11 protein-coding genes are annotated in these 12,056 nt (G+C 65.9%); 4 read left to right on the forward strand and 7 right to left on the reverse strand.

Annotation, left to right across the window (positions count from 1 at the left end):
• Positions 1–6 precede the first annotated feature (6 nt).
• Positions 7–882: a LysR substrate-binding domain-containing protein gene (locus AC1TXO_RS06005; protein ID WP_486405469.1), complete on the reverse strand. Its 876-nt coding sequence runs from the start codon at positions 880–882 to the stop codon at positions 7–9.
• 112 nt (positions 883–994) lie between these two features.
• Between AC1TXO_RS06005 and AC1TXO_RS06010 the strand changes: the two genes are divergently transcribed.
• Entirely contained in the window at positions 995–2,629 is a 1,635-nt protein-coding gene (locus tag AC1TXO_RS06010; protein ID WP_486405470.1) for a 5-guanidino-2-oxopentanoate decarboxylase, read from the forward strand.
• A 36-nt stretch (positions 2,630–2,665) separates the two neighbouring features.
• Here the strand turns inward: AC1TXO_RS06010 and AC1TXO_RS06015 are convergent, their stop codons facing one another.
• Entirely contained in the window at positions 2,666–3,586 is a 921-nt protein-coding gene (locus tag AC1TXO_RS06015) for an AraC family transcriptional regulator (protein WP_486405471.1), read from the reverse strand.
• 203 nt (positions 3,587–3,789) lie between these two features.
• Between AC1TXO_RS06015 and AC1TXO_RS06020 the strand changes: the two genes are divergently transcribed.
• Together AC1TXO_RS06020 and AC1TXO_RS06025 are read left to right on the forward strand one after the other, a co-directional pair.
• On the forward strand, positions 3,790–4,083 hold the full coding sequence (locus AC1TXO_RS06020) for a putative quinol monooxygenase (protein WP_486405472.1): 294 nt from the start codon (positions 3,790–3,792) through the stop codon (positions 4,081–4,083).
• 65 nt (positions 4,084–4,148) lie between these two features.
• Entirely contained in the window at positions 4,149–4,382 is a 234-nt protein-coding gene (locus AC1TXO_RS06025; protein WP_486405473.1) for a hypothetical protein, read from the forward strand.
• Here AC1TXO_RS06025 and AC1TXO_RS06030 read toward each other — a convergent pair whose 3' ends face one another.
• Both AC1TXO_RS06030 and AC1TXO_RS06035 read right to left on the reverse strand, forming a co-directional pair.
• Positions 4,383–4,988, reverse strand: coding sequence for a flavin reductase family protein (locus AC1TXO_RS06030; protein ID WP_486405474.1), 606 nt, complete (start codon positions 4,986–4,988; stop codon positions 4,383–4,385).
• A 119-nt stretch (positions 4,989–5,107) separates the two neighbouring features.
• Positions 5,108–5,395 (reverse strand): hypothetical protein, encoded by a 288-nt coding sequence (locus AC1TXO_RS06035; protein WP_486405475.1) that lies wholly within the window; start codon positions 5,393–5,395, stop codon positions 5,108–5,110.
• Positions 5,396–5,803: 408 nt separating this feature from the next.
• Between AC1TXO_RS06035 and AC1TXO_RS06040 the strand changes: the two genes are divergently transcribed.
• The gene (locus AC1TXO_RS06040) at positions 5,804–7,207 is read left to right on the forward strand and encodes an MFS transporter (RefSeq protein WP_486405476.1); all 1,404 of its coding nucleotides are present in this window, start codon (positions 5,804–5,806) and stop codon (positions 7,205–7,207) included.
• Between the two features lie 74 nt (positions 7,208–7,281).
• Here the strand turns inward: AC1TXO_RS06040 and AC1TXO_RS06045 are convergent, their stop codons facing one another.
• The 3 genes from AC1TXO_RS06045 to AC1TXO_RS06055 all read right to left on the reverse strand — a co-directional run bounded on the left by AC1TXO_RS06045 (position 7,282) and on the right by AC1TXO_RS06055 (position 11,965).
• The gene (locus tag AC1TXO_RS06045) at positions 7,282–8,601 is read right to left on the reverse strand and encodes an MFS transporter (protein ID WP_054894483.1); all 1,320 of its coding nucleotides are present in this window, start codon (positions 8,599–8,601) and stop codon (positions 7,282–7,284) included.
• A 278-nt stretch (positions 8,602–8,879) separates the two neighbouring features.
• Complete coding sequence (locus tag AC1TXO_RS06050; protein ID WP_486405477.1) at positions 8,880–10,214, reverse strand: sigma-54-dependent transcriptional regulator; 1,335 nt, start codon at positions 10,212–10,214, stop codon at positions 8,880–8,882.
• Positions 10,208–11,965, reverse strand: a complete 1,758-nt coding sequence (locus AC1TXO_RS06055) for a sensor histidine kinase (protein WP_486405478.1) — start codon at positions 11,963–11,965, stop codon at positions 10,208–10,210. The genes AC1TXO_RS06050 and AC1TXO_RS06055 overlap by 7 nt, the downstream gene beginning before the upstream one ends.
• Between the last annotated feature and the right edge of the window lie 91 nt (positions 11,966–12,056).

Below are 12,056 nucleotides of genomic sequence, written 5' to 3' on the forward strand. Positions count from 1 at the left end.
AGCCCATCAGTTGCCGGCGCGGGCCTGCAGCCAGTCCAGCAGCTCGCCAAGCCCCGGCGGCTGGCTTTTCGACGGGCAGACCAGGTAATAGCCCTTGCCCGTCAACACCTTCAGCGCGAAAGGCATGCACAGGCGGCGGCTGCGCAGGTCGTCGCCAATCAGCGCCCAGTCGCCGATGGCCACGCCGGTTCCCTGCGAGGCCATGGCCATCGCCATGTCCAACGTCTCGAAGTGCTGGCGCCGGCCTTGGGGCTCGAACCCGGCACCGGCTGCCTGCAGCCACAGACGCCAGTCGTGTTCATCGCGCGAGGGGTGCAGGAGCATGTGCTGGGCGAGGTCTTCCAGGCGCTGCAGCGGTAGGTCGGCCAGCAGCAACGATGGCGCACACACCGGTGTCAGTTGCTCGTCGAACAGCTTGCGTATCACCAGGTTGTGCTCGGGCGGACTGCCATACACGACGGCGGCGTCGAAACCCTCATGCCGGAAATCCACCCCATGCTGCACGGTGGTGGTCAGCTCCACCGGCACGTCCGGGCGCAGCGCCTGCCATTCCATCAGCCGTGGCAGCAGCCAGCGCATCACGCAGGTCGGTGCCTTGAGCTGCAGGGTGGCCGTGCGGGCGCCGACTTCACGTACACCTTGTTCGATCAGCGCGAACACCTGCTGCACCCGCGGTAGCCAGTCCTGGCCCTCGCGGGTCAGGCTCAGGCCCCTGGCCTGGCGCTGGAACAGGGCATAGCCGAGCTGCGCCTCGAGCCCGGCGATCTGCCGGCTGACGGCGCCCTGGGTGATGTGCAACTGCTGCGCGGCACGGGTGAAATTGCAGTGCTGTGCGGTCACCAGGAAGGTGTGCAGGGCGGGTAGGGGTGGCAGACGCTTCATCGTGGCAAGCCATGATCTGGGGACATGGCCAGTATGTGTTTTTTTGCATTGTCGCGGTAGCCACGGCTTGGTTCCATGGGCATGGATTTCAACAAGAACCAGGGTAAAGACGATGGCAACCTGTGGCGAAGTATTGGTCAAACTCCTCGAAGGCTATGGCGTCGACCATGTCTTCGGGATTCCCGGCGTGCATACCGTGGAGCTCTACCGCGGGCTTGCCGGTTCCTCGATCCGGCATGTGACGCCGCGTCACGAGCAGGGCGCCGGCTTCATGGCCGACGGCTATTCACGCACCCGCGGCAAGCCCGGGGTGTGTTTCATCATCACCGGCCCGGGCATGACCAATATCACCACCGCCATGGGCCAGGCCTACGCCGACTCGATCCCGATGCTGGTGATTTCCAGCGTGCAGTCACGCCATGCGTTGGGTGGTGGTCGCGGCAAGCTGCATGAACTGCTGAACCAGTCGGCGCTGGTGGCGGGAGTGGCGGCGTTTTCCCACACCCTGATGAGCGCCGACGACCTGCCGCAGGTGCTGGCCCGCGCCTTTGCCGTGTTCGACGGTGCCCGTCCACGGCCGGTGCACATCGAGATTCCGCTGGATGTGCTGGTCGAGCCGGCCGATCACCTGCTGCCCGCACGGCCGATCCGCACCAGCCGCGCCGGTGCTGCGCCGCAGGTCGTGGCGCAGATGGCCGAGCGTCTGGCCAAGGCCCGTCGCCCATTGATCCTCGCCGGTGGCGGCGCACTGGCCGCAGGTGCTGCCCTGGCCAGCCTGGCCGAGCAGCTTCAGGCACCGGTGGCGCTGACCATCAATGCCAAAGGCCTGCTGCCTGCAGATCATCCGCTGCAGATCGGTTCGACCCAGTCGCTGCCGGCCACCCGCGCACTGGTTGCCGAAGCTGACGTGGTACTGGCCATCGGCACCGAGCTGGCCGAAACCGACTACGACGTGACCTTCAAGGGCGGCTTCGAGATTCCTGGCAGCCTGCTGCGCATCGACATCGACCCGGACCAGACCGTGCGCAATTACCTGCCTGAGCTGGCGCTGGTGGCCGATGCCGAACTGGCCGCGCAAGCGCTGGTCGCCGCGCTGGCCGAGCAGCCTGCGGTGCACGACGACAGTTGGGGCGCGGCCCGCGCCGCGCGCCTGCGCACTGAACTGGCGGCAGGTTGGGACCAGCCGACCCTGAGCCAGACACGTTTGCTCAGCGCCGTACTGGAAACCCTGCCCGATGCGGTGCTGGTGGGTGACTCGACCCAGCCGGTGTACACCGGCAATCTCACCCTCGACCTGAATCGCCCGCGTCGCTGGTTCAACGCCTCCACCGGCTACGGCACCCTGGGTTATGCCCTGCCGGCGGCCATGGGCGCCTGGCTCGGCAGCGCCGAAGCGATCGACGATCGGGCGCCTGCGGTGTGCCTGATCGGCGACGGCGGCCTGCAGTTCACCCTGCCGGAGCTGGCCAGTGCCGTCGAAGCGCAGGTGCCGTTGATTGTGTTGCTGTGGAACAACCAGGGCTACGAAGAAATCAAGAAATACATGGTCAACCGTGCCATCGAGCCGGTGGGCGTGGACATCCACACCCCGGACTTCATCGCCGTGGCGCGTGGGCTGGGGGCGGCGGCGGAAAACGTCGGGAATGTGGCGCAGTTGCAGGGCGCGCTGGTGCAAGCGGTCGAGCGCAAGGGGCCGACGCTGATCCAGGTGGACCAGGCGCAGTGGCAGGCGGCTGTGCCCAGCTGAAGCACTGGGCACAGGCAGGCGTGCAGGGTAGGGGGTCTATACCGCGCCCGAGCGCAGGCGAGCCATGTCACGGATCGGCGGGGCGCCATACAGGCGGCTGTATTCGCGGCTGAACTGCGACGGGCTTTCATAGCCGACCCGGTACCCGGCCACGGCGGCCTCCAGGCCGTCGTTGAGCATCAGTCGTCGCGCTTCCTGCAGACGCAGCTGTTTCTGGTACTGCAACGGGCTCATGGACGTCACGGCCTTGAACCTGTGATGCAGGGTCGAGGTGCTCAGGTTCACTTCCCGGGCCAGTTCATCGATGCGCAACGGTAGATGAAAGTGCTTGTTGAGCCAGGTGATCGCCTGGCTCACCCGATGCGTCTGGCTGTTGGCCAGGGCGATTTCGTACAGGCGATGACCCTGCGGCCCGCGCAGCAGTCGATAGAGGATTTCCCGGCGAAACAGCGGCGCCAGCATCGGGATGTCGCGCGGTGAATCGAGCAAGCGCACCAGGCGCAGCAAGGCGTCGAGCAGGTGCGCATCGGTCCTTTCCACATACAGCCCCAGCCCGGACTGCACGTTGGGCACCAGCATCGGGCCGCTTTCGGCAATCAGTTGGCTGATTTCGGCCGCATCCAGGTCGATGCGCAGGCCGAGCACCGGGTTGTCGGGGCTGGCATCGAGCCGCACCCGGCTGATCGGCATGGTCACCGAGACCACCATGTAGTGCAGCGGGTCGTAGGCGTACTGCTGGTCGCCGACATACAGGCTCTTGCTGCCCTGGGCCATCACGCACAATGCCGGCAGGGCCAGGCCCGGCTTGGAGCGGATGTTGTCCTCGTAGCGCGACAGGTACAGCTGCTCGATGGCAGTGGGTGGTCCATGGGGGTCGCCGGCATGGCGCAGGATCAGGTCGGCCAGTTCCTGACGTTGGTTTTCCAGGGTCGGATCGAGGGCAGCGAGGGTGGTCATGGTCAGAGTTCCTCCAGGGACCGGGCCAGCATAGATTTGGGCAAACCCGAGCGCTAGCCGAATGCTGTCTGTCGATTGCCTGATCCTGCATTGCAACAGGATCAGGCAATCGACAGACAGAAATGGCCTAACGCGATGGGCGGGCGAGGACCTAATCTTGGCAGCCTGGCTTTTCCGTCCCGCCTGCTTCAAGGAGATCGTTCATGACCTTGCATCAACCGGTCACACACTTGGCTTTCATCCGTGCCAGCAGTGGTCGTTCGGCGGAACTCGGCATGCGCCTGCGCGACTTGCTCGAGCCCTCGCTGCGCAGCCCCGGCTGCCTGACGTTCACCGTACAACGTTCGCAGGCCGATGCCGACCTCTGGCTGCTCAGCGGCAGCTGGCAGGATCAACAGGCAATGCACGGCTACTTCGCCTCGCCGACCCTCGAGGTGTTCGGCGACCTGGTGCAACAGCAGGTGGTGGCGAGCATGGACCTGCACACCTTCGACTGAGGGCCACCACCGATGCCGCTGCTGAAGTAGAATCGCGCCCTTCGATCAACAGCTGGAGCACAGCAATGGCACGCAGGGAATTCAAGGGTTTCGAGGCCGTTTCGGCGATGGTCCCGGTCGAAGGCGGTGGCTACCACGCCGCAATCGCGGTGAAGGCCCTGTACGGCGGCGGTGCGCCGCGTTTCCACAAAGTCCTGGATGGCCAGGTGTTCAAATCGGCACTGGCCGCCGACGAGGCAGCCTGTGCCGAGCTCGAGCGTTTGCAGGGCGTCGGCGAAGAGGGCGAGCTGGCCTGGTGATCAGGCCTGTGGGCGACGCATCTTGAACAGGTTGCCCAGCTCGAAGTAGTCCGCCGGGCCACCGCCGCGCAGAATAGGCTCGGCGGCGGCCGTGTCGTAGATGCCGTCCCTGAGCAGGTGCTCGGCGATATGCACGGCCACCACTTCGCCGAGGATCAGCCAGCTGGGCACCGGTTCCTGGTCGGCGCGCTTGAGCTGGATGATCTGGCTCACCTTGCACTCGAAGTTGACCGGGCTCTCGCCCACCCGCGGCACGCCGACCACCTTCGAAGCCGCTGGCGTCAGCCCGCTCAGCTCGAATTCGTTGATATCCGCAGCCACTGCCGCGCAGCTCTGGTTCATCTGCTCGGCCAGCGGGCGCGTGGCCAGGTTCCAGACGAACTCACCGGTCTGCTCGATATTGTTCAGGCTGTCTTTGCGCCCGACGCTGCAGAAACCGATGATCGGCGGAATGTAGTTGAAGGCATTGAAGAAGCTGTAGGGCGCCAGGTTCAGGCGGCCTTCGCGGTCGTGCGAGGAGATCCAGCCGATGGGCCGGGGGCCGACGATGGCGTTGAACGGGTCGTGAGGCAGGCGGTGGCCTAGAGCGGGTTCGTAATAGTACATCTGCACAGGGCTGCAGCCCCTTCCTTTGGGATGAACGAAGCGCCTAGTGTGCCAAGCCTTGAGCGAACTGGGAATGATCAAGCCCGGCCAAAGCCGGGCTGGGTGGCGCGCATCGCTGATCAGGCGATGCGGTGGGCGTTGGTGCGGCTGAAGCCGTCTTCGGCGAAGCGCTGGCCACCGGTGCGGTCGAAGCCGTCTTCGGCGAAGCGTTGGCCACCGGTGCGATCGAAGCCGTCTTCGGCGAAACGCTGGCCACCGGTGCGATCGAAGCCGTCTTCGGCATAGGTCGCCGACTGGCTCTGCACGGCAGCGAAAGTGTGGGCGTTGGTGCGGTCGAAACCGTCCTCGGCATAGGCGCCTGCTGCAAATACCGAAAGGGCGAGGGTCAGGATCAGTTGCTTTTTCATGGTCGTTGCTCCGGTGAGTTCAGGGGTTCGTTGTTGCTATGGGTTTAATCCTACGCCGATTAATTTGATTAAAAAGCGCAAAAAATAGCCTCTATAAATCGATTTAATCGATGTATCAGTTATGGGTCATCCTTCAATTCCCTCAAGCGTCGGCGGGTTGCGAGCGCAGGGGGAAATGCCGGTTCTCCACGATGATCAGCCTGCACGGGGCTCATTAATCCCGGGTTAAGGGGGCCACCGTTCGTCGAGCGCTCAGGGCGCAGGCCGATTGCAGGGGTAAACGCTTGCACCACGGATTTATTCCAATGCCAGTGCTTGACCTCTAGTTCACTCGAGGTTGCATCCTGCGATCCGCTGCCCGCGTGCTGAAGCCATCAGCCGCGACCCATCCTTGGCGGAGCCCATTGCATGCCTGAACAAGACGCGCTCGTTTCCACCCCTTCTGCAGACTCCTCGAAGCGCGCCAGCGCTTCCCTGCTTGCACCTGCCTACCGGCTGACCACCGTCGGGCTGGTGCTGCTGGTCGCACTCATTGCCTTCGAGGCCCTGGCGGTAGCCACGGCCATGCCGGCGGTGGCGCAGGACCTGGGTGGCCTGTCGCTCTACGCGCTGGCGTTCGGGATCACCCTGGCAACCAGTGTCGTCGGCATGACCATCGCCGGTGGCTGGTGCGACAGCCACGGGCCGGCCGCGCCCTTGTGGTCGGGGCTCAGCTGCTTTCTGATCGGCTTGCTGGTGGCCGGTCTTGCCCATGACATGCCGTGGTTCCTGCTCGGGCGGTGGGTGCAGGGGCTGGGCGCCGGCGGTGTTTCGGTCGCGCTTTATGTGCTGGTGGGCCGGCGCTTTCCCGAGGCGTTGCGTCGCAAGCTGTTCGCCGCCTTCGCCACGGCCTGGGTTGTCCCGGCGCTGGTCGGACCCTTGATCAGTGGCTTGCTGGTCGAACACCTGGGCTGGCGCTGGGTATTCCTGGGGGTGCCGTTTCTCGCCATACCGGCAGCGGCGATGCTGCGTCCTGCGGTGCGCGAGCTGCCTGGCCTTGGCGGTGACAGCAAAGCCTGGCGCCAGCGCTGTTTCTGGTCGACGGGCGTGGCCACCGGTATCGCGCTGTTGTACACCGGCGGGCAGGCGCAGGGCGCTGTCGCCTTTGCCGCACTCAGCGTCGCCGTCGCCCTGGCGCTGGGCTGTGCCTGGCGTCTGCTGCCGCGTGGCACCCTGCGTGCGGCGCGCGGGCTGCCCAGTGTCATCGCCCTGCGTGGCCTGGTCTTCGCCGTATTCTTCGGCACCGAAGCGTTTCTGCCGTTGCTGCTGGCCCGCGAACATGGCTTCAGCGCTCCGCTGGCCGGGCTGGTGCTGACCATCGGCGCAGTGGGATGGTCCTGCGGCTCCTGGTACCAGGGGCACAGCCGCAATGGCTGGAGCCGCTACCGTTTCCTGCGCACCGGCACCAGCATCATCCTGCTGGGGCTGGCACTGACCCTGTCGCTGGCGTGGCCGACCTTGCCCGTGGCCCTGGGCGTGCTGGGCTGGGCCTTGACCGGGATGGGCATGGGGCTGGTATCGGCGAGCCTGTCGTTGCTGACCCTGTCGATGTCCGCGCCCGGCCAGGAAGGTGTGAACAGCAGCGCCCTGCAACTGTGCGAAGCGATGGTGGTGGCAAGCTCGCTGGCGATAGGCGGGTCGTTGTTCGCGGCCTTGTTGGCCAGCAGTGCGCTGGCGGCCTACCTGGCGAATTTTGCGATCGCTGCGGTGCTGGCGCTGTTGGCCGTGGTGGTGGTCGGTCGCACCGACAGCCGGGAGTTCTTCATCGATTGAGCATGGGGCAAGGCGCCAACGAAAAAGGGCGCTCCGTTGACCGGAGCGCCCCTCTGATCCACGCGAATGCCGGATCAGTCAGTGGTGATGCGCGAGTGCTGCTTGGTGTCCTTCATGGTCGCGTAGACCAGCAGCGAGCAGGCGATGCAACCGGTGACGTACCAGTAGAAGCCGGTCTCCATGCCTGCGCTCTTGAACCACAGGGCCACGTACTCGGCGGTGCCGCCGAAGATCGACACGGTCAGCGCGTACGGCAGGCCGACGCCGAGGGCGCGGATCTCGGTGGGGAACAGCTCGGCCTTGACCACCGCGTTGATCGAGGTGTAGCCGCTGACGATGATCAGCGCCGCCATGATCAGGAAGAACGCCCCCCACCACGACTGGATGGTGTGCAGGGTGCTGAGGATCGGCACGGTGAACAGGGTGCCCAGCACGCCGAAGGCGATCAGGATCGGGCGCCGGCCGATCTTGTCGGACAACCCGCCGATCACCGGCTGCAGGCACATGAACAGGAACAGCGTGGCGGCCGAGATGGTGGTCGAGTCGCTGATGCTCATGCCCACGGTGTTGACCAGGTACTTCTGCATGTAGGTGGTGTAGGTGTAGAAGGCCAGGGTGCCGCCCATGGTCAGGCCGACCACGGTCATCAGTTCCTTGGGATGACGCATCAGCGTGCGCATCAGGCTTTCCTTGGACTTTTCCTTCTTGGTGAAGGAGGCGGTCTCTTCCATGCCACGTCGCAGGTACAGCGCAACCACTGCGCACAGCGCACCGATCACGAAGGGCACGCGCCAGCCCCAGGCATACAGCTGCTCGGTGGTCAGCACGTTCTGCAGGATGATCAGCACCGCCAGGGCGATGAGCTGGCCGGAAATCAGGGTGACGTACTGGAAGCTGGAGAAGAAGCCGCGACGTTCCTTGCTGGCCATCTCGCTGAGGTAGGTGGCGGAGGTGCCGTATTCGCCACCGACCGACAGGCCCTGCATCAGGCGCGCGATCACCAGCAGGATGGGGGCGGCGACGCCGATGGTTTCGTAGCCCGGGGTCAGGGCGATGACCAGCGAGCCGGCGCACATCAGCAGGACCGAGGCCATCAGCGCGGCCTTGCGGCCCTTGCGGTCGGCGTACAGGCCCATCAGCCAGCCACCGATCGGGCGCATCAGGAAGCCCACGGCGAAGATCGCGGCAGTGTTGAGCAGTTGTGCGGTGGTGTCGCCGGCGGGGAAGAAGGCTTTGGCGAAGTACAGCGAGAATGCGGCGTAGACGTACCAGTCGTACCATTCGACCATGTTGCCGATCGAACCGCTGAAGATCGACTTCAGACGACTGGCGGTGGTTTTTTCCGCGGCCGGCGCAGTGGCCGCCCCGGCGGGCAGGGTGGTGGCGTTATCCATCAGGGATACCTTCTCGTTGTTTTTGTGAGGCGCGCGGGACCGCGGCTTGAGAAGGGTTTTGCAGAAGCTGTGCCAAATGAGGGCGCAACGATCCGAATGAGGTGCTGGATGCCCCATTCGCGAGCATGCCTGTCTCCTGGAAGCGCCATGGATCATGGCCTGCACAGTATCGGTGGGAGTGGGCTGCCCGGGGACAGCCGCGCGGCTTGTCCCGGCCAGGCATCACGCCTATGAGCGGTAAGTTGCCTATTTGCAGATTTTGATCGGCAAGATTCCGCTCATTCGCGCTCGATGAAGTCCTCTCGCACCAGGCCATGGCGCTGCATCTTTTCGTTCAGCGTACGCCGTGGCAGTTGCAAGGTTTCCATCACCCCCTTGATCTCGCCCTTGTGCTGGCGCAACGCGGCACGCAGGCACTGGGCCTCGAAGGCTTCCATCTGATCGCTCAGCGAGCGTCCGGCAGGCGCCGCCTCGATGTTCGGCGAGTCCAGCCCCAGCGCGTGGCGCTCGGCGGCATTGGCCAGCTCACGCACATTGCCAGGCCAGTCATGGGCCAGAAGTTGCGCCAAGGCTGCGCCCGACAGCGGCGGGGCATTGCGGCCCAGGCGCTCGGCGGCAGTGCGGGCGAAATGCTCGAACAGCAACGGGATGTCTTCGCGCCGCTCGCGCAGCGGCGCCAGGCGCAGTTCGGCGACGTTCAGGCGGTATGCCAGGTCTTCGCGGAAACGCCCGGCGCGGGCTTCGTCGAGGAGGTCGGGCTTGGTTGCGGCAATGATGCGCAGGTCGACGCTGATGCTCTGGTTGGCGCCCAGGCGTTCCAGTTTCTGCTCCTGGATCACCCGCAGCAGCTTGGCCTGCTGGGCCAGCGGCATGCTCTCGATTTCGTCGAGGAACACCGTGCCGCCGTTGGCGTATTCCAGCTTGCCGATCCGCTTGCCCTGGGCGCCGGTGAAGGCGCCGCTCTCGTGGCCGAACAGCTCGGCTTCGAACAGCGCCTCGGGGATTGCCGCGCAATTGAGGGCGACGAAGGGCTTGTCGGCACGCGGGCCGAAATCGTGCAGGCAGCGCGCCACGCGTTCCTTGCCACTGCCGGTTTCGCCACGGATCAGCACGTTGACCGGCAGCCCGGCCAGCTCCAGCACTTGCCGGCGCAGCTGCTGCAGGCCCTGGGACATGCCCAGCAAGGTGGCCTGCAAGCGCTCCTTGAGATCGGCCTGCTGATGCAGGGCGCGGTTTTCCAGCACCAGCTGACGCTTGTCCAGGGCGCGACGCAGGCTGGTCAGCAGGTGCTGGGGGGTGAAGGGTTTCTCGAGGAAGTCGTAGGCACCGTTGCGCATGGCGTCCACCGCCATCGGCACGTCGCCGTGGCCGGTGAGCAGGATCACCGGCAGGTCCGGGTCCTGGGCCTGCAGGCGCTCGAGCAATTGCAGGCCGTCCGCGCCCGGCATGCGCACATCGCTGATGACCACGCCGGGGAAGTGGGGTGGCAGTTGCGCGAGGCAATCCTCGGCGCGGGCGAACAGCTGCACGCTGAAGCCGGACAGGCTCAGCCATTGCTCGACCGCGCTGCGGATGCTCGCTTCGTCGTCGACGACGATCACTGAATTCAACATGCAGGCTCCAGATCGCGGGGCAGGGTGAGGCTGAAGCGGGCACCGCCGGGCAGGTTCTCGACCTGCAGCTGGCCGCCGGCTTCGTGGACGATGCCGTAGGAGATCGCCAGGCCCAGCCCCAGGCCTTCGCCCACCGGCTTGGTGGTGAAGAAGGGATCGAACACCCGGGCCAGGTCGGCATCCCTGATGCCGCCGCCGGAGTCGAGCACGCTCAGGCGCCACAGCTCGCCTTCGGCTTCGATGCGGATCTCCAGACGTTTGTAGCGCTTGTCGGCCATGGCGTCGAGGGCGTTGTGCAACAGGTTGATCAGTACCTGCTCGAGGCGGATTGCATCGCCGCGGACCCAGGCCGGGCGCGCCAGGTACAGTGCCACCTCGGCCTGTTCGGCGCGGATGCGCGCGTCGAGCAGGTGCAGGGCCTGGTCGACCACGCCGGCCAGGTCCAGGCGCTCGCGCAGGCCGACCGGGCTGTTGCGGGCAAAGGTCTTGAGGTGGCTGGTGAGGGCGGCCATGCGCGTGAGCATCTGCTCCAGCGGTTCGAGGGCCTGGCGCGCCTGGTCGTGGCGGCCATGGTCGAGCAGCAGGCGTAGGGTTTCCAGTTGCATGCGCTGGGTGGTCAGCGGCTGGTTGATCTCGTGGGCCAGCGCCGCCGACATCTGCCCCAGCGCGGCCAGCTTGGCCGATTGCACCAGGCCTTCCTGGGCGGTGCGCAGTTCATCGGTACGCTCCTCGACCAGGCGCGTCAGTTCTTCGCGGCTGCGCTGGCGCAGGCGGGCGATGCGCAGGCGCTGGCTGACGAACAGGACGGCGAACACCAGGCTCAACCATACCGCCGCGCCAGACAGCGCGGCGTTGCGGGCGTCCTCGTCGACCTGCGGCTTGCGCAACAGGTGCAGGGTCCAGCCTTCGGTGCTCAGCGGCAGGCTCTCCCAGAGGTAGTCGGCACTGCCGTCCGGCCCCTGTACCCGGCTGAACGTGCTGCGCTCGTCGAAGCGAGTCAGCAACTGATGCCGCAGGGGCACCAGCGGTTGCTTGTCGTACTGGCGGGTTTCGGCGAGCTCGGCGCGGTCGGCGGCGCTCAGCGGCTGCAGTTCGCGGTAGCGCCAGCCGTTCTGGTTGGCGATGAAGATGATCCCGCGGGCATCGCTGACCAGCAGGATGTCGTTGCCCTGGCGCCATTCCCGTTCGAGCTCGGGGAACTCCAGCTTGACCACCATGGCGCCGAGGAAGCGCCCGTGTTCGTCGTTCACTGCGCTGGACAGGAAGTAGCCCGGCACGCCGCTGGTCACGCCAACGGCGTAGAAGCTGCCGGTGCCCTGGCTGCGGGTCTGCTTGAAGTAGGGGCGAAAGCCGTAGTTGGAGCCGACGTAGGTGGTCGGCAGGCGCCAGTTGCTGGCCGCCACGGCCAGGCCGGTGCGGTCGAGCAGTTCGAGGGTGGAGGAATTGGCGGCGCCGTTGATGCGTTCGAGCTTGTGGTTCAGTGCGTCTTGCAGCGATTCACCGACCGGGCCGCGCAGCGCATCGATCAACTCCGGATCCAGCGCCAGCACCGCGGGCAGGGCGCGGTAGCGTTCGATCAGGGTGTGCAGGCCGTTGGCGTAGAGGGTCAGCTGCTCGCTGGCCCGGCGTGCGTCGGCCTGCATCGCCTGGCGCTTGGCGTGGTGCATGGCCCAGCTGGCGCTGAGGGCCGTGCCGACCAGGATCAGTACAGTGACCAGGGCCAGGCGCAGGGCACGGAAGGGTGAGGGCATGGTGCGGGTCCCGGCATTCTGGTTTCAGGGCCTTTTGCGGGTAACCCGCTCCCACAGGAGCACATCCTATCCGGTGGGAGCGGGCTTGCCC

Source organism: Pseudomonas sp. FA117, assembly GCF_057370475.1.